This is a genomic window from Planococcus sp. CPCC 101016, from assembly GCF_007859295.1.
In the GTDB taxonomy this organism is placed as follows: domain Bacteria; phylum Bacillota; class Bacilli; order Bacillales_A; family Planococcaceae; genus Planococcus.
The window spans coordinates 518937-539460 of sequence record NZ_VOHB01000002.1 but is presented as its reverse complement, the minus strand read 5'-3'; the positions used below and the strand labels follow the sequence as shown (position 1 = coordinate 539460).

Below are 20524 nucleotides of genomic sequence, written 5' to 3'. Positions count from 1 at the left end.
CCGTCTATCTTTCTCCTAAAGTTAAATGACAAATCCGAAAGACGCAAGCAAATTGAAAACCGCTCTTCCGGAATGGAAGAGCGGTTCGGCAATCATCAGGCTTTTTTCTCACGGTCCTTCAACTTTACAAACAAGTCGCCGATCATATCGTAGTCTATGGCAATATTGTTCTCATAAGCGTATTTCACGCCATAGCCTAGCGCTAATGTCATAGATGAAGCGACAGTTCCACCGATAATCGAACCGGCTCCCGGAATGAACTTCAGCGCCTGGCGGTAGATGGTATGCCCAATTGTCTGCGTAGCGGTGACGACAATCATATCTTTCGCAGCTTTTTTGGTTAAAGGTTTGTCGTAAAGATTCGATAATTTGATGATCAATCCGGCCTGAAGGGTTGTCAAAGGCAATACATCAGAACCTGGGATTGGCGAAGCACCGATGACTCCGGCTGAAATGCCGGCACCGACAATCCAACGCGTAGCGGCAGAGGATTTTTCCTTCATGCTTTTGGCGAAGAGCAGGTCCTTACCCTTCTTTTCGAGCAAAAAAAGGATCTCCTTCTTCAGGGTATCCAAATTTTCTTCTGTTTTTGAAGAAATTGGAATGACTTTATATTTATAAGCTGTATGCTCCTTAACGAATTGAACGATTGATGGAATATTCTCAGCAGCATCGATCTTATTAAGAACAATCAAAATGTCTTTATTGTGTTTTTCGATTTCATTGAACTTTTCTTTTTCACTTTCGGAAAATACGGTGCCTGCGGCATTCAGGAAAAACAGCACGACATCTGATTTCTGGACAAACTCCAAGGTTTTTTTAGGGTTTTCATCATTCGGGTCATTTAATCCTGGAGTATCCATAAATTTAATATTTTCAAGTCCACGGATATTATAAGGATCCACACTGACTGTTTCCCCTGGCATCGGGTTGGTGCTGGCAATATCCTCTCCAATGATTTTATTGACAGTGGATGATTTGCCGGCATTTACTTCACCAATTAAAGAAATTAAAAGATCCTGCTCAAGTGCATCATTGACTTTTTTCATTTCGTTTTCAAACATCTTATCCATTGCCTGCATGACTTCTTTTTCAAATTCTTTCACCATCGACCAGTTCCCCCTTGTCTCATACTTATTATCTATTATAACGGCTTCATCCTAACTGAGGAAATTATTCCTCGATATAGCCTTTCAATAAAGTATCTGCATAATTCATTAAAGTTTGCGTATCTTCAATGTGTTTTTTTGCCTCGCTGTTTTTTCGCCGCTCATCCATGGTTTTCAGATCATACAGAACTTCCGGCAGTTTGGCTCCCGGTGCTTTATACAGTTGTTCTGACTGAATATATGATCCCCCTGGCATATAATAGCGCATGCCCAATAGATTCTTTTTATACTCGAACAGATTATGTCCCATCATCGGCTCTTCATGTTCAACGCCAAGCAGTGCAAGCAAGGTCGGCATAATATCTGTCTGGCCTCCGAGACGTGTCATTTCAGTTTCTTCGAACAGATTCCCTCCCGTAAAAATCAGAGGAATAGTAAATTGATCTTTTAAGGAATACTCATGCCCTAAAAAACCACCTAAGAGCTGACGATCTTCTCCAGTCACTAACGTACCATGCATACCCGAATGATCCCCAAAAATGGCAATCAAGGATTCATCGTAAATGCCCTGATCTTTCAACTCTTCAATGAATGAACCGATCTGTTCGTCTGCATAACGGATCGATTGCAGATAATTACCGATGTACATGCCTTCGTATTCAGCAGGCAAATCCAGATACTGCATGTTGTCGGGCATATCGAAAGGCGTGTGGCTGGTCACTGTCACGATGTTGGCATAGATGCGTTCGTAGGATTTCAGCTGCCTAGGCAGTTCATTCGCCGCAAAATCAAAAAGCACTTCATCTGCCGGACCGAAACCAACTTGTTTAATATTAGGAATATCGTCAATGGAAAAAATTTCTTCGTAGCCCAAAACTGGATACAGGACGTCACGGTTCCAAAATGTCACATCATCAGCGTGATAGGTGGCAGAACCATAGCCTTTTTCCTTTAATGTTCGTGCCAGTGAAGGTGCTTCTTTACCGGTCAGGCTATTGGCTGTAGGAATCATACCTTGCGGATACAATCCTGTATTGACCATCCATTCTGCATCAGAAGTTGTGCCGGCCCCTATCTGCTGGAAGACATTTGAAAAATAAGCACTTTCACTTAACAGCTTATTAAGATTTGGTGTAATTTCTTGTCCGTTTAATGTTCTGCCAACGACAAAGTTCTGCAGGGATTCCACTTGAATAATAAACAGGTGCCGACCTTCAGCAAGTCCAAAGCTTTCCTGCTCACTGACTTCCACATACTTATTGCCTTTTAGCTCTTCCAGTTCTTTTGCCGATAATTGACTTGAAGAGGCGTGAGCGGTTTCAGTCGAACGGTTATACAATTGAACAACTTGAGATTGCAGGAATCCATTTTCCTTTGCAAAATATGAAACGTCAATAATTGGCTGCTGAAGCGCATAAACGACTGTAACCGTACAAACCGCTGCCATACTGACAGCTACATACTTCATAGCCGCCAATTTCACTGGTTGTTTCCAGCGTCGTGCAAGGAAGATCAGCAAAACCGCATCCAGGAAAAACAGGAAATCCCATGGAGTCGACAGCATCGTTATGGTGTTGCTGACTGAGCCGGTCTGAGTCAGCTGCTGCAAATCGTAATAGGAAGGAATAGTAGAATAATAGCGGATATAAAGTGTCACGACAAAAAAGATGACAGAAACCAAGAAATTGAAAACCCAGACCGCTTTCCACAAATGGTTTTTAGCCAACAGCAAAACTGCCGACAGCAGAAGAGCCCACATCGGAAATTCAATCAAGACAATATGTAAAATCGATTTTGCATCAAAAATAAGCACACGAAAAGCGCTTACTTTAATCATTAATAAGAGAAAAATAAGCAAATATGGCAGTGCATCTGTTTTTTTCATTGGAACCACCTCTTTTCTACAGACGAATAGTCGAATCGAATGTTGCATACATTCATCCCAAACGGGAATAGGAAATTGTATAAGTTGAATTTGAATTCTGAAAAACAATAGCTTTACATTTCACATAAATTCCGGAAAACGATCGCTAGAAAGCTTTGCTTTTATGCTTTTCCTTAGTGAATGAAATGTGAGAAAAATAATCGACTTATAATAGTTCAATACTCAAAAGGAGCGATACCATGCAATCATTAAAAGCAGTTTTCCTGAATACTTCGTTAAAAAATTCAAAAGAACCTTCTCATACCGAAGGCTTCATTAAAGATGTTCAATTTCATTTTAGTCAATTAGGCGTCGAATCAGAAATTATTCGTTTAGCCGATTATTCCATCGCTTATGGTGTACAGGATGATATGGGCGAAGGAGACGAATGGCCCCAGATTCTGGAAAAAATATTGGCTGCAGATATCCTCATTATTGGAACGCCCATCTGGCTTGGCGAAAAAAGTTCATTGGCCACCCAAGCCATTGAGCGTCTGTATGGCAGCAGCAGCGTCACCAACGATAAAGGACAAGCTATTTTCTACAACAAAGTTGGCGGTGTCGCTATAACCGGAAACGAAGATGGAGCTAAACATTCAGCCGCTTCCATTCTCTATGGTCTTTCTCATATCGGCTTTGTCATTCCGCCGAATGTTGATGCTTACTGGGTCGGTGAAGCAGGCCCCGGTGATTCTTATATGGACGCTGGAAGAGATAACGAGTTCACTAAATCCGCTATTCAAAGGCTTGCTTACAACACCTATCATTTAGCCGGCATGCTGAAGAATAACCCGATTCCAAATGGAGGCAACACACTTGAATAACACATCACACCGGCCGTCAGCAGATAATCGCTGTCGGCTTTTTTACGGAGTCAGCTCCATACCCGTGCAGCAGAAACGTTTCCGTCTCTTATTTCCACTTCATAAACGTCAGGGTTTGTCAGCTTTCTCCACTCTGAGAAGCCGTAGCTTTCGTCAATCTGCTTCAATAGCAAGCCAAGTAAATTTCCGTGAGTCACTGCTGCGGTTTTGTCTTTCATTTCGTTCAATACTTCCATTGCCCGATCAGTCGCTTCTTTTCCCGATTCGCCTCCGGAAAACTTCAACTCTTCATTACCGAACGATTGCTCTAATTTTTCCATCCAATCGGGCAGTTCTTCAGAACTCAGTACACGTTCAGCCAAGCGGTCATCAATTTCGATCGGCAGCCCCAGCTGGTCAGCTGCCGGTTCGATAGACTGGATGGCGCGCGTAAAAGGGCTGGAGATAAAATGAACCACCTGCCGGTTCTGTAAAAATACTGCTAATTCTTGCGCCTGCATTCTTCCCACATCAGTCAATTCTGCGTCTGGCGCCTGTCCGCTTGCTTGGCAATGCCTAATCAAATAAATTGTCTTATCCATAGTTTCCCACCCTGATTCAATTTTGCTGCACGTTAAAATGGCCATGCTTATTTATACTAAAACAAACTTTCGGTTCATTACACTACCTATTAAGAACAAAGAAACTTTTTAAAATGGAATGAGCATTTTTTTACTGCCCGAAAGATATCCATTGCTTTACGAGATATGGACGAGACAACTTAAATCCAGTACAGAAATATGATTCGCCTGCCCTAATCCCCTTATACAACACATTCCCCCAAATTCCACCTTTTAACCTAAAAAAAACTCCTGAGCAAAGCTCAGGAGTACCGCATTACAATTTCTTCATTAAATTGGCCATTTCAATGGCTCCAGCTGCTGATTCCCAGCCTTTGTTGCCGGCTTTTGTTCCTGCACGTTCAATTGCCTGTTCAATGGAATCTGTCGTTAAGACACCGAAGATGACTGGAATATTGCCTTGGTCACTCGCTCGTGATACGCCTTTAGCCACTTCGCTGCAAACGTAGTCGAAATGAGGAGTTGCACCTCTGATGACTGTCCCTAAAGTGATGACTGCATCGTAGTTTCCGCTCACTGCCATTTTCTTTGCCACAAGCGGAATTTCGAAAGCTCCCGGCACCCAAGCGATCGAGACATTATCTTCTTCAACGCCATGGCGTTTTAAAGCGTCTTCTGCGCCGCTTAGCAGTTTACTTGTAATAAATTCATTGAAGCGTCCGACAACAATGCCGATGCGCAGTCCTTCACCGTTTAAATATCCTTCAAAATGTACAGTCATGCGATTCCATCTCCTCTAGTAGATTAATAAGCTGTCGTGTTTTGGTTTTTTTGCTGGTAAGACACCAAATCTTTAATCGTCAAAATGCCAAGTCCAAGCCGTTCTGCAACTTTCAACAAATCATCCACCCGCGCCATCGTGCCATCGGCATTCATGATTTCACAAATGACGCCGGCCGGAGCTGATCCTGCCAGTTTCGCCAAATCGACAGCGGCTTCGGTATGTCCTGTGCGAGCAAGCACACCACCGTCTTTCGCAATCAACGGAAAAATATGGCCTGGTCGCTTGAAGTCAGTTGCTTTTGCATCCGGCTTCACCAAACTGGTGATGGTGTGGGAACGTTCAAAAGCACTGATTCCGGTAGTCGTGTCTTTATGGTCAATACTGATCGTGAAAGCCGTGCCGAATTCGTCGGTATTATGATCGGTCATTAGGCCAATCTCCAACTTTTGCGCAATTGATTGGGCAATCGGCACGCAAATCAACCCTCTTCCTTCAGTTGCCATCAAATTCACGATTTGAGGCGAAGCGAATTCAGCCAATGCAATAAAATCGCCTTCATTTTCTCTGTCTTCATCATCGATGACAATAATTGCTTTGCCATCCTTCAAGTCTTCGACAGCTTTTTCTACAGTATAGAACATCTTTTCAGTGCCTCCTTCTAAAATCCATTTTCCGCCAGCCAACTTCTGCTGATTTTCGGTTCTGCTGTTTGAACACGCTCGGTATATTTTGCCAATAGATCACATTCAATATTCACTTTTTCTCCGATTCCTTTTTCTCCTAATAAAGAATCTTCCTGTGTGGTCGGAATCAGGGAAATGGTCACTGTATTGTTTCCAAGCGCAAAAATAGTCAATGAAGTGCCATCAACCGCGATAGATCCTTTCAGCATCATATACTTCATCAGCCGAGAATCCAGTTCAATTGTTTTGGTCACAGCATTTGCTTCTTTTTTTACGGATCGGATGACGCCGACGCCATCGATATGTCCACTGACAAAATGGCCGCCGAAACGTCCGTTTGCCGGCATCGCTCTTTCTAAATTTACACGCGATCCCGATTTCAAGCCACTCATTGTCGAGGATTTGACCGTTTCCGGAATGACATCAACCGTAAACGTCTGAGCATCAAAAGTCGAAACAGTTAAACAAACTCCATTAATGGAAATGCTGTCTCCTCGTTTAATGTCCTCTAAAATCAGTGAGCAGGAAATGGTTAACTCCATAGCCTGCGGTTTGGCACGGACCGAAGCCACGTGTCCAACTTCTTCAACTATACCTGTAAACATTTAGGCACACTCCTCCGTTCGCCAGAGCGTATTCAATTGGGGCCGTACGAGTTTTTGGGTGCTTTCCACCATGGGGCGTATGGGTGGTGAGGAAAGGATTTTACTGAAGGTTGTATACATGTGCCTTGCTTCTTTAGCAAGATGGCCGATGTTTCGGCAGTTTATTGTGCCTTTAAGAGGCCCGGTTTCCTTGAAGGAAGAGGGCAAAATTAAAGAGTGACGCCTTGTAATTCCAGAGACTGGTCCCTGATAAAGTGATTTAGTCATACAAATTCCTCCTTTCAATTTCAACTAATTGAAAAGAAGAGGCACATAACGAACCGATCTCTGAATTCTTCTCCCATCCAGACTGTAACTGTCGGTGCCGGAATTTCACCAGCTCCACCGCTTGGGCGCCTCATAGCATAGTGGCCTATGCCTGCATTCGCCCAACCGGGTCACGGACTTGCAGTTGCCTGCTCACCGCCGGTAAGGAATTTCACCTTGCCCCGAAGAATTAGATTCGTAGTTTCGTCTCTTTCATAGTAGCATAGAAATAAACCGAACCATATAAATCGAACCGATTATTTTTAATGACTACTATTCCGCTGCGGATTTTCATAAACCGTTCTCTAAAACCCGGTTCTCCCGGAACAAAGCACTGAGGCTATCTTTTTAGAAGAAGCTGCTAAACTCTCTTATATTCCCTATTTCCCCTTCAGAAAGGAAGATGTGATATGGTCCATCGCCATGCAGTAAAAGGCATTTCAGTAGATGCCGAAACCCGCTGTGCCCATTATCATTCAACACTTGACCGGATTGCCATCAAGTTTTATTGCTGCCAGGAATACTTTTCGTGCTTCGAATGTCATAAAGCAGCAGGCTGTGGCAGCCATCAGGTTTGGCCAAAAGACCGGTTCCATGAAAAGGCGGTTCTGTGCGGGACTTGCGGACATGAACTGTCTGTCGATGATTATTTAGCCTGTGCTTCGACTTGCCCAAACTGTTCTTCGCCGTTTAATCCGGGATGCAGTTTGCATAAGCACCTTTATTTCGGATAAATGCAATAAAGCCAAGCGGCAGCGTTTTGCTGTCACTTGGCTTTATTGATGTACAGAGACATCACATGTTGCTCGCCTTTTGAGCGCATGATCCGCCGGCCTGTGTCTTTAAATCCTGCTTTCTGATACAAGCGTTGAGCCGGTATATTGCGGGCATTGACCCCCAGTACCACTTCATCAAAATCCGGGAATTCCGTTTCCATGAATTCCGGCAGTGCATAAATGGATCCTGTTGCGATCCCCCTGCCTTGGTATTTCGGATTCACTGAAAATCCTCTCAGCAGCAAAGCTTTCGGGTTGTCTGAATATTTCTTCCGGTCTTCCGATTCATCAAGTTCAAAAAAGCCTGCGTCTTCTCCGCGCGCTTTGATGATGATGAAATGCTTCAGTGGATCTTTGGCGTCTTTTTCGACGATTTCTTTAGGCAAACGTGTAAACTCCAATTGATCTGATGGCAAATCATAATCAATCGATACTTTTGAGGAATAGCGGTGCAATGAAACTTCCTTTTTCTTAATCACATTAAAAAGCCTCCTTGTTTGCATTCACTGTCTGTAACAAGTGGATGCTGAAGTGAATCCGGGCAACTTAAACGGTAAATGAAGTGATCCACATTTGCCTGCATCGCTTCTCCGCTCCCTAGATAGGTTCAGCCTTTTTCCAGAGTCACTACAACAATTTCAGGTAAATTAAAAATTCGAACGGGAAAGGTGCTGTTCCCAAGTCCGCGGCTGACGACCATTTTTGATTGATCTTTTTCAAAAATTCCCTCTGTCACTTTCGGAAACCAACCCTGTCCCGGAGCAATCAAACCGCCAATTCCAGGAATGCGAATCTGTCCCCCATGGGCATGTCCGGAAAAGACAATATCCACTCCGTCTTCTGCATATATAGGCAGATATTCCGGGCGATGCGCCAACAACAGCGTAAAATCATCTGTCAATTGTGCATGATCAAGGCTGTTCCGTGTTGCTTCCTCTTCATGGAGATCCGGAACCATCAAAGGATCATCAATTCCCGCAATTTGGATCGTCTCTCCGCTTCTTTCCCATTCAACAGAATCATCTGCCAGGACCGTTACACCCCGATCATGTAAAGCTTCTGTAATTTCTTCCACCTTATTTGAAGCCACTTCATGATTTCCAGTGACGTAATACACTCTACTCATTTCCACAAGTGCATCCACCAACACCAAGCTGGCGTCCAGGTCATAGCGATTGCTGTCGACAAGATCTCCTGTCAAAAAGATAACATCAGGATTCGCCGCTTTCACCTTATTTATCAGGGATGATTGATTCTTTCCGAAGCTTGCATTATGTAAATCGGATACTTGCACGATTTTTGATCCAACAAAAGCTTCCGGCAACTTATCCGACGCTAGCGTATATTCAGTAGTTTGCACCCACTTATTACTGCTCCAGATTCCACCCCACACCATAAATACGAGCAGTAGAAATACCGCGAGTTTCTTCATAAAAATTAACCTCTATTCGATTCTGATTCCGTCAATCGGGGTATAATGCCCCTTTTTCACCGTCCAGTCAAATGACGGACCTAGCAAAAAACATTTCAGGTTTTTCTTGTATGGGTATCCACTTCGCCTGTTGCAACAATTTCGATTTTCAAGCGATCGGGTCCTTCAAGGAAAACCGCATAAGTATCTGGACCGCCTGCGTAAGGATGAAGATCTTCATATAGAACACGCGCACCCCATTGTCGCATTTTTTTAGTCATCTCGTCCACTTGCGCGCGCGAATCCGCATAAAATGCCAAATGGTTCAAACCAGTTTCCTTGCGATGGTATGGAGTCTGAAGAAATCTTTCGTCGGTCTGTACAAAGACGATATATGTAGGACCTGACTTGTAACTGAAGCCGTTTCCCCACTCCTGAAACAAGGTATATCCAAGCGGCGGCAGCAGCTCCGTGTAAAACGATTTGGATTCCGCTAAATTTGATACATTAAGTTCAATATGGTGCAGCATATGCTTTAGCTCCTTTACGCCATTTTCAGCTAAACTTTAGTTCTAGCTTTGTTTTTCCAAGCCATCCAGCTGCCAAAAGCGGATAAAGATAAAATAATGAGAAGAGCGATTGCGATGGCGCCTCCGAGACTGCCACTATCCGGTTTTCCGGTTAACCAAGCTGCTGCGTATTGAGGAATTTTCACTGGTGAAACAGCCCAATTCGTTCCAAATAAACCATCAACTAGCTGAGCAAGCAAGTACATGGCAAATGCGGACGCCGCTGCAAGCCCGCCGTTCGGTAAAGCGGCACTTGCAGTCAAGACAACTGTGAGAATCAGCAGTACCCAGACGCTGTAGGTTCCCACCATTTGAAGGAGCTTGACTACTTCAAGGTTTCCAAAAAACAACAAAGTGTAATAATACCCTGCTAAAAAGCCAAGCCATATACTTGCTAAAGAAACGACAGCGGCCATTCCCCACTTGCTGAGAAAATAGGCGGGAAACGATAGTGGCCGCACATACAACAGCGTGGCCGTCCCGCTTTTTCGTTCTCCAGCTATTGTTCCCATATAAGCCAGGATCAGCACAACCATTCCAATGGTTTGAAATTGTTCCATCACCGCCGTCAATATTTGTTCAGGCGGCGGTGTCGGCAATTCAAAAACTGCTCCTTCCGGCAATCCGCCGGATGACTCCAGAATTTGTGGAAGAAAATAATTTACTACAGGCTCTGTGATTCCTAAAAGGATAAAAATTGCCGGTATCCAGAAAATCTTATAATTCCGGATGTTTTCTCGCCACTCTTTTTGCAGCAAAATAGCAAAGTGCTTCATTCGGCAGCGACCACCTTTAAAAAGATTTCCTCTAGAGAAGCTGTTTGAAATTCGACACCCAAAATGTCCTCTTTTTCAGAAGCCAGCACGTGAAGAACCTGTTGCATGTTCGGACCATTTTCGTAAAAAGGAAGAAAAACCGAGTTCTCTTTGACTTCGCATTTCCACATTTGCCTCTCTGTAAATGCCAAAGCCCTGGAATTGCTTTGAAACTGTATTCGGATTTGTGGATTTGCATGCCGTTCTTTCACTTCCCGCAAAGACCCTTGTTCAATCAAACACCCGCCTTTCATAAACAGCAGCTGATCAGTCATTTCTTCTGCGTCGTTCAAAATATGGGTAGAATACAGAATTGTCGTGTCCTGCTGCAATGACTTCAGTAAATTCATGATTTCTCTGCGGCCCGTTGGATCCAAAGCTGAAATCGGTTCATCAAGAAGAAGAAGTTTTGGCTGATGGACAATTGCTTGCGCAAGGCCGAGACGCTGCTTCATCCCCCCTGAAAAAGCACCGACTTTTTTATTGATCTCAGCTCCAAGGCCTACAAATTCCAGTGTGCGAGTTGCCTGTAGTTTCGCTTTTGCAATTTCAACTCCACTTAGTTTTGCAGCCATTTCCGTAAATTCAAGAGCTGTTAACCATGGAAAGAATTGCGGGTATTGGGGCAGAAACCCGACTGTCAAGTCTTCAGCCATTGTAATTTTTCCATTCGTGGGGGTCAAGAGACCCGCCAGCATCGACAAGCTTGTCGTTTTCCCCGCTCCATTTGGACCAATTAAAGCCGTAGCCGTCCCTTTTTCCAATACAAAAGAGAGATCTTCGACTGCGTTTTCCTGTCCATAACGCTTCGTCAATCCTTTTACATCAACTATATTCAATAATTTCTCCTCCCCAACACAAAATACAGAATAGGTCCGATAATGTTGATAACGACAATGACTATGCCCCACATCCATTTTGGACCATTCGGGTTGGGGTTTTTAATCAAATCCACCAAAGCAAAAATCATTAAAGCAAGTTGAATGACGAGAATTGGCAGCAAAGCCAAAAGCAATGTTGTTTGATCCACTAGATATCACCTCTTCTTTTTGTCTAAAAAAGACTGCATAGATTATGTTCTATTTGTGTGACGCGTATTCCTTTACTGCCAAGTGCACAAAAAAAAACCGAAAATCGGTCTCATTCGGTTTTTTCTCACTCATATGATTACTTTGCTTACCCCTTCGACCTCATATAATTTCTGAACTAATTTAATTTCATTGTCAACTTTCCCTTCACCGACTATAAAATTATAGGTCGAAAAGTTTTTCTCACTATAAGAAATAGCGTTTTCAATTTGAAATTCGGCAATGTTCATTTGTAATTCTGCAAATACAGCAGTCAAATCAGAAAAAAGGGCTTCCCGGTCTTCGGCAGTAACTAGCACACTTTTCTTTAAGCGATTTTTAAAAAATTTACTTTCGATATGATATAGAACATACAAGGTCAGCAGAACAATAACAGTGGTCAAAAATGCCGAAAAATACATGCCTGCACCAACAGTTAAGCCCAGTCCTGCAGCAACCCATACGGAAGCGGCTGTTGTAAGTCCCTTAACGGATCCGCGATGGACAATGATGGTGCCCGCTCCCAAGAATCCGATCCCGCTGATGACATAGGAGGGAATACGCGATGGGTCAAACCGAATCGTGCTGTTGTCCCTATTGATAAAGGAATCAAAGCCTGTTATTGACAGAATCATCATGAGACAGGAACCTATTCCTACCAGTAAATGTGTTCGAAGACCTGCCGGCTGGCTTTTCGCCTCTCTTTCAATGCCAATCAGTCCACTGAAAAGAGCAGCCGCCAATAAGCGCATGACAATTTCCACATAATCTGTCGGAAGTAAATTCATGATATCCCTCCTGGTTATTCAGGCATATCTGGAGCTGAATGCCCCTTTTTTCATTACCATTTCATCATTGCAAATAACTCAGTCAAATAAGCCTTCTCGTCTTCTCCAATGCTCCATTGCGAAATTTCTTTCAGCATACTGTCTTTTGTACCAAAGCCTTTTACAAAACCGTTAAGTCGTGCAGCGAAAGTCGAATCCGTTAAAAACCGACTGTCCGGATAAAGCTCTTTCAGTTGTTCCAGTGCTTTGGGATAGCGTTTCAAGTAGTATTTTTGATGACGCTCTTCAGCAAGAGTGAACTGGGTAAAAGATGAAATTTCCGTTTCAATCAATTCACCCAACCGTGATTCCATTTCTGGCAGAACTTTTTTTATGATCTGTCGCTGCTGATCTGTATGGTAGTGAAGCAAAGAAATATATTGTCTTCCTTTGTAATTATCCCGATTTGGATAATGGTTCTGCCAAAATTCTTTGAGCACCTCTTCGTAGCTGATTTGCTGTGGATCAAATTCAATTTGAATGGTTTCTGTATGATCTGCCATCTGCCGGTAAGTGGGAGATGGCATTGTTCCTCCTGCAAACCCGACACGCGTTCGGATTACCCCCGCCATGCTCCCGAACCGGGCTTCCGGCCCCCAGAAGCAGCCCATACCGAAAGTAGCGAGTTCCAATCGCTGTCTATTTCGATGAAGTCCTTCCTCAACTTTTTCAATGGTCATTTGCCGCAACCTCATGTTCAACCCTTCTTTCCACCTTGAATTCCGTAGCTATTACTATACAGTTCACTCCTATTTCCTTAAAATTAATGTAACAAGACTGCTCAGAAAATGCATGGCTCAGCTACTTTATTCGGAAAACCACAGCAAAAGAAAGCGGGTGTCTGCAATGAAAAGCCAAAAAAAAGAAATCATTTCTTATTTCAAACAGATGGATCGAGGTTTTTTCATGGATTCCAACAAAGACCTGGCCAAATTTGACCAAGCCCTGCCTATTGGATTTGAACAGACCATTTCCCAGCCCTCTTTAGTTCTTGAAATGACATTGGCTCTTGACCTTCAGCCGGAATTGAAAGTACTGGAACTGGGAACCGGATCAGGCTTTCAAACCGCGTTATTGGCGGCTTTTTCTGGATCTGTCTTTACCATTGAGAGAATTGGCGAGCTGCATCACCGTGCAAAAGAGCGGCTCGCTCAAATGGATTTTCGCAATATCCACTTTAAGTTGGGAGATGGCAGTGAAGGTTGGCCAGAACACGCTCCTTTCGATCGCATTATGGTCACTGCCGCAGCTTCTGAAGTGCCGAAAGAGCTTTTGGAACAGCTGGGAGAAGACGGAAAAATGGTTATTCCGGTTGGAAATGCCTTTAGCCAAGAACTCCGATTGATTGAGAAAGATGCGAGCGGAAAAATTTATACCACTCTTTTAAACGAAGTCTTGTTTGTTCCACTTAAAGGCAAGTATGAACGACAATAAGCAGTGGCAGTTAGGCAAACACTGCAAGATTGATGTCCTACTCACGGGTGCCGTTGGGCTTTGCAGGAGTATTGGGAGTCTTCCACAGTAAAAACCATCCAACCAAAAGCAAAGCCGCCGCTGTAATATTCCATGCGAGATCGTATGGCAATAAGTCCACTCCATAACGGATTTGGTGAAGTTCCAATAATTTATGCTGAACAAGTCCGTCATAAAGCTGAAATGCTCCCGCACCGACAAATACGCCGCCCAGCCAACGTTTTGGCCACAAGGCTTTACGGCGCTGAAGATCAGCAAAAAGAAATAAAGAAGCTACGGTCGCAAACCAGCTGAAAGCATGAAAAAAACCATCTGAAACCAACCCCACATCCGTTGTGGATCTGTCGTAAAAATGATGCCAATGCAACAATTGATGAAAAACGGTTTCATCAATAAAAGCCACTAATCCAATGCCAAATAGGAATCCGGACCAGACATTTCTTTTAGCATGAACTCTCCGATTCTTTTCTTTTGTATAATCGGTAGTTTTGTTTGTGGATGAAGTCATGAAATCCTCCTCTCTTGCTCGATCTAGAATATCTAGAACTGAAGTATTACGGCATTTTCCAAATAATACCCTTTTTTTACTGGTGTAAAACAAAAAGACTCAATAAGAAACCCTGAAATTGATTCAATAAACCTAGTAACGTTAGACGGAGCACGAGAATTTTACAAAATAAATGAATATGACGTCAAAATCCCAACATCTTTTATTCATTTCTTTAATTAGCAACAGCAATCCCGTATAATGAAGCCAATTGAACTCATGTCCAAAGCAACTTATAGCCGTTGCAGAATCTAGATTGTGCTTTCGAAATAAAACTTAGGATGCGTAAAACCGTATTGGCAAATAATCGGTTTCGGCCATAGCTGTACAATAGAAGGAGACCTAATTTATCATGTCAAATGAAAAAACAATACACAATGAAGTTGGCAGCTATATTTCCACCTTATTGCGTGATCATTTCGGAAAAGGCCCTACATCCGTTTTTGTAACAGTCAAGCCTCCATTCATCTCCATCCATCTTCGCGGATTCTTGGCACCCACTGAAAAAATCCTGCTGAAGCAGCAAGAACATAGGAGAGTTTTGGAGACACGGGACCTATTGATGAATCAATTGGCTGCAGATATTAAATTGGATTTATGGAAAATCGGAAAGCTTGAGATCGAGGATGTCTATGCAGATTGGAATTTAGATGATCAAACCGGTATGATTTTAGCGGTCATGGCAGATAAGTCCTCCGCGGCAGATATTGAGTGGGATTCTGATATCCACGTGGAAAGCATTCGCGAAGAAGTGGAGGAAGCCAGTCGGAAAGCTCAGAAAACTCCCGAATCTACTGAGTTGTACTGGTTGAACAACCGTACGCTGTTAATCGAACGGTCAGGTATTTTTGTGGAAATTGAAAAAGAATTGATTCGAGGCGGATTTGTTGAAGAATTGAAATTGGTCAAGCGCCCTTTGGAAAGAAGATTAGTATTGCAGACCCGCATTGAAGCTATTATGAAGCAACCGATTTTGGAAGTTTTTCTCGATTGGAATTTCATTACCGATAAGGGCTATATTGTATTGCTTTTAGAAACTGCCAAACAATAAAAAAACCAGCTATTAGCTGGTATGAGTAACCGTAGACAATGTCGAGTGAGCTAACTCGAGTTGTTTACGGTTTTTGTATTTAACCAATTTCTGCAACTGCTTGTACTTAATGTGAACGTTCTTTTTTAACTGCTAATCATCTGAGCTGTTTGGCAATGCGGACAGAACTCATACGAATCCCGTTCCTCCAATTGCTCAATGTATTCAGCTCTATCAGTAAACTCTCTTTTTTCCACAGGTGTTTCTACAAATCCGCACCGGTCTCCCGCAAATTGACGTTGATGAATTCTTTTTTTCTTGTGATCTACAAAGTAATGCATAAAAATCGCTTCCTTTCTTTTTCAGAAATAAGAAAAGCCGAAAAGAACTGCCTCTATTTAAAGGCATTCTTTTCGGCTTTTATGTCAGCTCTATTGTCTGAAATATTTAACCAAGATATAAAATTGAGTGGAAAGGCGATGGTTATCAGCCGGAGTCATTAAATAAATTTTATACCAAGTCGGAAACGCTATTGTTTTCCAAGTTCTTTTATTGTACTAAATTCTACGGCTTAGGTAAAGGGAACAGGAATAGGGATTGCCCTTAAATTCGGCCCTTTTATTAATTATCCGCTTTTTCTACCAGTTTTCTTGAGGAAATATCTTCGAACTCTTTGGCTATTCTTTCTAAGGCTTCCTGAATGAGCGGGCGTGGAGAAGGCGTACAGATCCGCTGATAAAACTCTCCTTCTTCGCCGAACATACTGCCGTCTTCGAGCAGGACATTGGCTTTATTGTAAATGCGGTCATGGATTTCCTTAGCTGAAATACCGTAGCCGCTGAAATCCAGCCACATGATATACGTCCCTTCCGGAATCGAAACCTTTACTTCCGGCATATTTTCAGCTAGAAACTCTTTAATGTATGTCATGGTTCCATCGATATAATCCGTCAACTGCTCCAGCCAGTCTTCTCCTTCATTGTAAACAGCAATCAGTGCGGCAATCGCAAATGGAGAAGCCAATTGCATACCCATCTCAGTTGCGAATTTTGTCCGCAGCTTCTCATCGGTGATGATGACATTGGTGCAATGCAATCCAGCAACGTTAAAGGTTTTGTTAATTGCTGTGCAGGTAATGATGTGATCCGTTTGTTCTGCTGCTTTAGCCATCGGGATAAATTGATTTCCGCGGCGAAGCAGATCTCCATGAATTTCATCCGCTATAACCAATACATTGTTTTCGTGGCAAATAGCAGCCATCTTTTTTAACTCTTCTTCGTTGAAGATTCTTCCTGTGGGGTTATGGGGATTGCATAGAATAAACATTGTCGTATCGTCACTCTTCGCTTTGGCTTCAAAATCCTCAAAATCGATTGAGTAATAGCCTTCCTCATCTACTTTCAACGCATTATTCACCACTTTCCGTCCATTTCCTTCAATGACTGAAGTGAACGGTGGGTATACAGGCCGTTGAATCATCACACCATCTTCTAAATTTGTGAATGCTTTAACGGCAATGTTTAATGCGTGAACTGTTCCCGGGCTGTAGACAATCTGTTCTTTTTCCACTTTCCAGCCATGCCGTTTCTGTAGCCATGACTGGATGGCCTCAAAATATTCATCCGGAAAAACTGAATATCCATAAATCCGATGATCTACGGTTCTGTGCAAAGCTTCCACTAGAGGCTGTGGAACCGGCAAATCCATGTCAGCGGTAAATAACGGAATGGTTTCGTCATCATATCTCTCCGTTAGCCCAAACTGCTTAATCAATTCTCCCCCATCCCATTTCATGGAGTATGTGCCTCTTCTGTTTACAATTTCATCAAAATTATATTTCATACGAAACTCCCTCTCCTGTAAATGTTATGCCTTGCTTTCTGTTTTTATTATTAAAGAAAGAGTTGAGCCATTGCAATCAATCAAGCTTCTGGATGCAAGTCTTCCTGTATAAAGTTAAAACTCCATTTTCAACTTTCCATCTTCCAACACTAATTTCGCGTTGAATTTCTTGCCGTTTTTTGAAACAAAACCTTTGATGACTGGTGTTTTTCCTCTTGTGCATAAATATTCGATTTGCTTAGCCGTCAGCCTTTTTTTCAGGAAAGTAGCGGGAAAGGATTGTTTGCAGCCATTGGCATGTTCGGTGCAGTTATAAGAGCCTCTACGCGATACGATCATGCCCGTTTTGCAACGGGGGCAAAGTGCGATTTCGTCCTTGGCGTCTGGCGTCGCCATTTTTGCCGGCAATCCATTTTTCTGCATTTGCCCCGGTACCTCGTCAAGCAGCTTCTGAATGAACTTTCCGATGGTCGCCAGAAACACTTCTGCTGAACCTTCGCCTTTGCCTATCTTCTTCAAATAAGTTTCCCATTTTGCAGTCATCGAGGGGCTCGATAACAGATTTCCTTCGATGGACTGACACAGAATGCGGCCTTTTTCTGTAATCGAGACAATGTTTTTAGTGACAGAAATATATTCATGGCGTTTGATTGTTTCGATGATGCCGCTTCTCGTCGCTTCCGTCCCGAGACCTTCAATTTCTTTCAGGATTTCAGTATCTTCCACGTCTTCGACAAATTTTCCACAGGTCTTCATCATCGCAATCAACTGGCCTTCAGTATAAGGTTTAGGCGGTGTCGTCATGCTTTCTTTTATATCAATTTTACTTTTTACCCGTTCTTGTTCACGCAGTTCGGGCAAGGATGGTTCCTGCTTCGTTTCTTTGGCGGGAGGAAACAGCTCTCTCCAGCCTTTTTCAAGTTCTGTTTTGCCTGTTGTAAAAAACGATAGCCCTTTAACATCCGTGGTCACTTTTGTTTCGGCGTACCGGTAATCCTTATGAAACATCGCTAATGTTGTCCGCAGTACTTCTTCGTATAAATTGCGCTCGTCTCTTGCCAATCCTTCCAGTTTTCTTGCTGTTGGTATGGTTTTAGTCGGGATGATAGCATAATGCTCCTGCACCTTGGAGCTATCCACAAAGCGTTTTTTCGGCGATTTGGAAGCAATCGGAAATGGCGCATCAATTAGCTGCTGGTATTTCTCAACCTGTCCCGCCAAATAGCTGAATTCGCCCGGTGTAATGTGCTGAGTATCAGTTCTCGGATAGCTGACCAGTTTCTTTTCGTAGAGACCTTGCATAACAGACAGCACTTTAGCAGGACTGTATTTCCACTTCCGGTTGGCTGCCGCCTGCAAAGTCGACAAGGAATGCAGCTGGGGCGGAGGTGTACGCTTTTCTGTGGTTTTTACTTGAGCTACGACGCCTTCTTCCTTGGCAGAAATGGCGTGTTTGGCCAAGAGCTCCTCCGCTTCTTTTCGTTCTTTTGCCCGAAGCTTCGCTTTTCCTTTATAGCGCCCTTTTTCAGCATCAAAGATGCCTTCAATTTCATAAAAAGGCTCTGGAACAAACGCTTCTATTTCCTTTTCCCGCTGATAAATCAGAAAGACGGTCGGCGTTTGGACACGTCCAATGGCAAATACTTCGCGTATCCCTTTTTCCTGAAGCAATAGCGAATACAGTCGGGAACCATTCATCCCGACGAGCCAATCACTGATCTGGCGTGCTTTTGCTTCCTGGTACAACAGCAAATCCTGTCGATTGTCACGCAGTTCCTGAAAACCTTTTCTTACTTCGTCAGCTTCGAGCGAATTGATCCACAAACGCTGAATCTTTTTGCCCTTAGCTCCTGTCTGGTAATAGATGCTATAAAATATATTGGACCCTTCCCGGTCAACATCACAGGCATTGATGACCGTATCGGTTTGAAAAATCAATTTCTTGATAATGCCGAATTGCTGCGCTTTGCCCCGTGCCACTTGGAACTGATAGGTATCCGGCAGGATCGGCAAAGCAGCCAGTGACCACTTGCCCCATTTTGGATCATAGGCCTTCGGTTCTTTTAACTCCACAAGATGTCCGATGCCCCAGGTGATATAAGCTCCTTCCGGAAAAATCGCATCAGGCGCGACTTCAATGTAGCCGTCGCGTTTCGTTGTTTTGAACGCTTCAGCATAGGCCTTGGCCTGGCTTGGTTTTTCAGCGACTATCACTGGTTTCATGCGCTTCTTCCTTTCCCTTCGTTGTTACTCTTATTGTACCTCTTCAGTCAAAGAATCAAAGCAAAAAGACAATTCCCTGCATTTTGCGGTATAGTAGATTTTAACAGACAGAAGACACAGCAAAAGGAGTCGTTCACAATGAATAACAAAATTGCTTTACTGGCAGGTGCAAGTGGACTGGTTGGCAATGAATTGCTCCATATCCTTTTAGACAGCCCCAATTATAACCAAGTGAAAATTCTGGTTCGCCGTCCATTGGAAATGGCACACGAAAAGCTTGAACAGGTAGTGACTGATTTTGACAAACTGGACCAGTACGCCAACTATTTTGATGTTGATGATGTCTATTGCTGCTTGGGTACTACCATTAAAAAAGCCGGTTCACAAGATGCATTTAAAAAAGTCGATTATGAATATCCACTTAAAATGGCCGAATTAGCAAAATCACAGCAAGTGAAAAACTTTTTAATCATTACGGCACTGGGGGCAGATGCTGATTCCAAAGTCTTTTACAGCCGAACCAAAGGACAGCTGCAGGTACGCCTGAAGAAGATCGGCCTCACGGCACTGCATATTTTCCAGCCTTCCCTGTTGCTTGGTGAGCGTCAGGAATTCCGCTTAGGAGAAAAAGCCGCTACCGTCCTTAGTCCAGCCATAAGCAAATTGCTGAAAGGAAAAATGAAAAAATACAAACCGGTTGAAGCACGGGATGTCGCACTGGTTATGTATGAAGTAGCCCAAATTGAGCGAACTGGAAACTACACCTATCCATCAGACCGAATCGAAACCATATGCGGACAAAGTGCTGACAAATAAAAGAGAGGACGCCTTATAAAAGGCGTCCTCTCTGAGCTTGTAGACAAAAGAATATATATGTCACTAAACGAATGAAACTTTATTTCATTTTACTTGCACCGGATCCTGCGCTCCAGGCGGACGCGTTCCGCGGGCTCGCGCCGAACTAACTCGGCCTTACGTCCGAGTGGATTTCGGCACTTCGCTTTCCCGCAGGAAGCGAGTCGGGCTGTGCCTGACTCGTTTGCGACGAAGCAGCGCAGCGATGCAGGAGCATATCTCTGCCCTTCGCCGCCTTGCGCTTCGGATCCTCGAGTGAAAGGTTTTTTAACAGTCTTACTCAGGCTTTATTTA

At 43.4% G+C, this 20524-nt stretch carries 22 protein-coding genes, 1 pseudogene and 1 riboswitch; of the genes and pseudogenes, 5 read left to right on the top strand and 18 right to left on the bottom strand.

All coding sequences use genetic code 11. The features are described from left to right. Nucleotides 1–95 precede the first annotated feature (95 nt). Nucleotides 96–1109 (bottom strand): YcjF family protein, encoded by a 1014-nt coding sequence (locus FQV26_RS02545; RefSeq protein WP_146555804.1) that lies wholly within the window; start codon nucleotides 1107–1109, stop codon nucleotides 96–98. A 64-nt stretch (nucleotides 1110–1173) separates the two neighbouring features. Continuing rightward, nucleotides 1174–2994: an LTA synthase family protein gene (locus tag FQV26_RS02540; RefSeq protein ID WP_146555803.1), complete on the bottom strand. Its 1821-nt coding sequence runs from the start codon at nucleotides 2992–2994 to the stop codon at nucleotides 1174–1176. A gap of 239 nt (nucleotides 2995–3233) precedes the next feature. Between FQV26_RS02540 and FQV26_RS02535 the strand changes: the two genes are divergently transcribed. After that, nucleotides 3234–3857 (top strand): flavodoxin family protein, encoded by a 624-nt coding sequence (locus tag FQV26_RS02535; protein WP_146555802.1) that lies wholly within the window; start codon nucleotides 3234–3236, stop codon nucleotides 3855–3857. A gap of 50 nt (nucleotides 3858–3907) precedes the next feature. On the opposite strand, the gene FQV26_RS02530 is transcribed toward FQV26_RS02535, so the two are convergent. The 4 genes and pseudogenes from FQV26_RS02530 to ribE form a co-directional block, all read right to left on the bottom strand. Next, complete coding sequence (locus FQV26_RS02530) at nucleotides 3908–4438, bottom strand: histidine phosphatase family protein (RefSeq protein ID WP_146555801.1); 531 nt, start codon at nucleotides 4436–4438, stop codon at nucleotides 3908–3910. A gap of 295 nt (nucleotides 4439–4733) precedes the next feature. Continuing rightward, a complete protein-coding gene (gene ribH, locus FQV26_RS02525) occupies nucleotides 4734–5198 on the bottom strand; it encodes a 6,7-dimethyl-8-ribityllumazine synthase (RefSeq protein ID WP_146555800.1) in 465 nt (154 codons plus the stop codon). A gap of 41 nt (nucleotides 5199–5239) precedes the next feature. Further along, nucleotides 5240–5842, bottom strand: a pseudogene (gene ribB / locus FQV26_RS02520) (3,4-dihydroxy-2-butanone-4-phosphate synthase); the annotation flags it as partial. 17 nt (nucleotides 5843–5859) lie between these two features. Continuing rightward, entirely contained in the window at nucleotides 5860–6489 is a 630-nt protein-coding gene (gene ribE / locus FQV26_RS02515; protein ID WP_146555798.1) for a riboflavin synthase, read from the bottom strand. Nucleotides 6490–6817: 328 nt separating this feature from the next. Next, nucleotides 6818–6989: riboswitch (FMN riboswitch) on the bottom strand. 216 nt (nucleotides 6990–7205) lie between these two features. Here ribE and FQV26_RS02510 point away from each other — a divergent pair. After that, a complete protein-coding gene (locus FQV26_RS02510; RefSeq protein ID WP_146555797.1) occupies nucleotides 7206–7529 on the top strand; it encodes a CHY zinc finger protein in 324 nt (107 codons plus the stop codon). 32 nt (nucleotides 7530–7561) lie between these two features. Here FQV26_RS02510 and FQV26_RS02505 read toward each other — a convergent pair whose 3' ends face one another. The 8 genes from FQV26_RS02505 to msrA form a co-directional block, all read right to left on the bottom strand. Beyond that, entirely contained in the window at nucleotides 7562–8050 is a 489-nt protein-coding gene (locus FQV26_RS02505; protein ID WP_146555796.1) for a GNAT family N-acetyltransferase, read from the bottom strand. A 128-nt stretch (nucleotides 8051–8178) separates the two neighbouring features. Continuing rightward, entirely contained in the window at nucleotides 8179–9003 is an 825-nt protein-coding gene (locus tag FQV26_RS02500; protein WP_146555795.1) for a metallophosphoesterase, read from the bottom strand. 95 nt (nucleotides 9004–9098) lie between these two features. Beyond that, nucleotides 9099–9512 (bottom strand): VOC family protein, encoded by a 414-nt coding sequence (locus FQV26_RS02495; protein WP_146555794.1) that lies wholly within the window; start codon nucleotides 9510–9512, stop codon nucleotides 9099–9101. Nucleotides 9513–9541: 29 nt separating this feature from the next. Next, on the bottom strand, nucleotides 9542–10327 hold the full coding sequence (locus FQV26_RS02490) for an ABC transporter permease (RefSeq protein ID WP_146555793.1): 786 nt from the start codon (nucleotides 10325–10327) through the stop codon (nucleotides 9542–9544). Then, entirely contained in the window at nucleotides 10324–11205 is an 882-nt protein-coding gene (locus tag FQV26_RS02485; protein WP_146555792.1) for an ABC transporter ATP-binding protein, read from the bottom strand. The genes FQV26_RS02490 and FQV26_RS02485 overlap by 4 nt, the downstream gene beginning before the upstream one ends. Next, nucleotides 11202–11396 (bottom strand): PLD nuclease N-terminal domain-containing protein, encoded by a 195-nt coding sequence (locus FQV26_RS02480; RefSeq protein ID WP_146555791.1) that lies wholly within the window; start codon nucleotides 11394–11396, stop codon nucleotides 11202–11204. Before FQV26_RS02480 ends, FQV26_RS02485 begins: the two co-directional genes overlap by 4 nt. A 129-nt stretch (nucleotides 11397–11525) precedes the next feature. After that, complete coding sequence (locus FQV26_RS02475) at nucleotides 11526–12221, bottom strand: MgtC/SapB family protein (RefSeq protein WP_146555790.1); 696 nt, start codon at nucleotides 12219–12221, stop codon at nucleotides 11526–11528. 53 nt (nucleotides 12222–12274) lie between these two features. Further along, nucleotides 12275–12940: a peptide-methionine (S)-S-oxide reductase MsrA gene (msrA, locus tag FQV26_RS02470; RefSeq protein ID WP_261384248.1), complete on the bottom strand. Its 666-nt coding sequence runs from the start codon at nucleotides 12938–12940 to the stop codon at nucleotides 12275–12277. Here msrA and FQV26_RS02465 point away from each other — a divergent pair. Beyond that, complete coding sequence (locus FQV26_RS02465) at nucleotides 12933–13694, top strand: protein-L-isoaspartate(D-aspartate) O-methyltransferase (protein ID WP_315898430.1); 762 nt, start codon at nucleotides 12933–12935, stop codon at nucleotides 13692–13694. The genes msrA and FQV26_RS02465 overlap by 8 nt on opposite strands. 37 nt (nucleotides 13695–13731) lie before the next feature. On the opposite strand, the gene FQV26_RS02460 is transcribed toward FQV26_RS02465, so the two are convergent. After that, nucleotides 13732–14241 (bottom strand): DUF2243 domain-containing protein, encoded by a 510-nt coding sequence (locus FQV26_RS02460; protein ID WP_146555787.1) that lies wholly within the window; start codon nucleotides 14239–14241, stop codon nucleotides 13732–13734. Between the two features lie 391 nt (nucleotides 14242–14632). On the opposite strand from FQV26_RS02460, the gene FQV26_RS02455 reads away from it, so the two are divergent. Then, nucleotides 14633–15331: a Na-translocating system protein MpsC family protein gene (locus FQV26_RS02455; protein WP_146555786.1), complete on the top strand. Its 699-nt coding sequence runs from the start codon at nucleotides 14633–14635 to the stop codon at nucleotides 15329–15331. 125 nt (nucleotides 15332–15456) lie between these two features. Here the strand turns inward: FQV26_RS02455 and FQV26_RS02450 are convergent, their stop codons facing one another. From FQV26_RS02450 to FQV26_RS02440, 3 genes are all read right to left on the bottom strand, one after another. Continuing rightward, entirely contained in the window at nucleotides 15457–15651 is a 195-nt protein-coding gene (locus FQV26_RS02450; RefSeq protein ID WP_146555785.1) for a hypothetical protein, read from the bottom strand. Between the two features lie 280 nt (nucleotides 15652–15931). After that, nucleotides 15932–17152 carry a MalY/PatB family protein gene (locus FQV26_RS02445; protein WP_146555784.1) on the bottom strand — a complete coding sequence of 407 codons (1221 nt, stop codon included), beginning with the start codon at nucleotides 17150–17152 and terminating at the stop codon, nucleotides 15932–15934. A gap of 114 nt (nucleotides 17153–17266) precedes the next feature. After that, entirely contained in the window at nucleotides 17267–19375 is a 2109-nt protein-coding gene (locus FQV26_RS02440) for a type IA DNA topoisomerase (RefSeq protein ID WP_146555783.1), read from the bottom strand. 138 nt (nucleotides 19376–19513) lie between these two features. Between FQV26_RS02440 and FQV26_RS02435 the strand changes: the two genes are divergently transcribed. Continuing rightward, complete coding sequence (locus FQV26_RS02435) at nucleotides 19514–20191, top strand: oxidoreductase (RefSeq protein ID WP_146555782.1); 678 nt, start codon at nucleotides 19514–19516, stop codon at nucleotides 20189–20191. Nucleotides 20192–20524 lie beyond the last annotated feature (333 nt).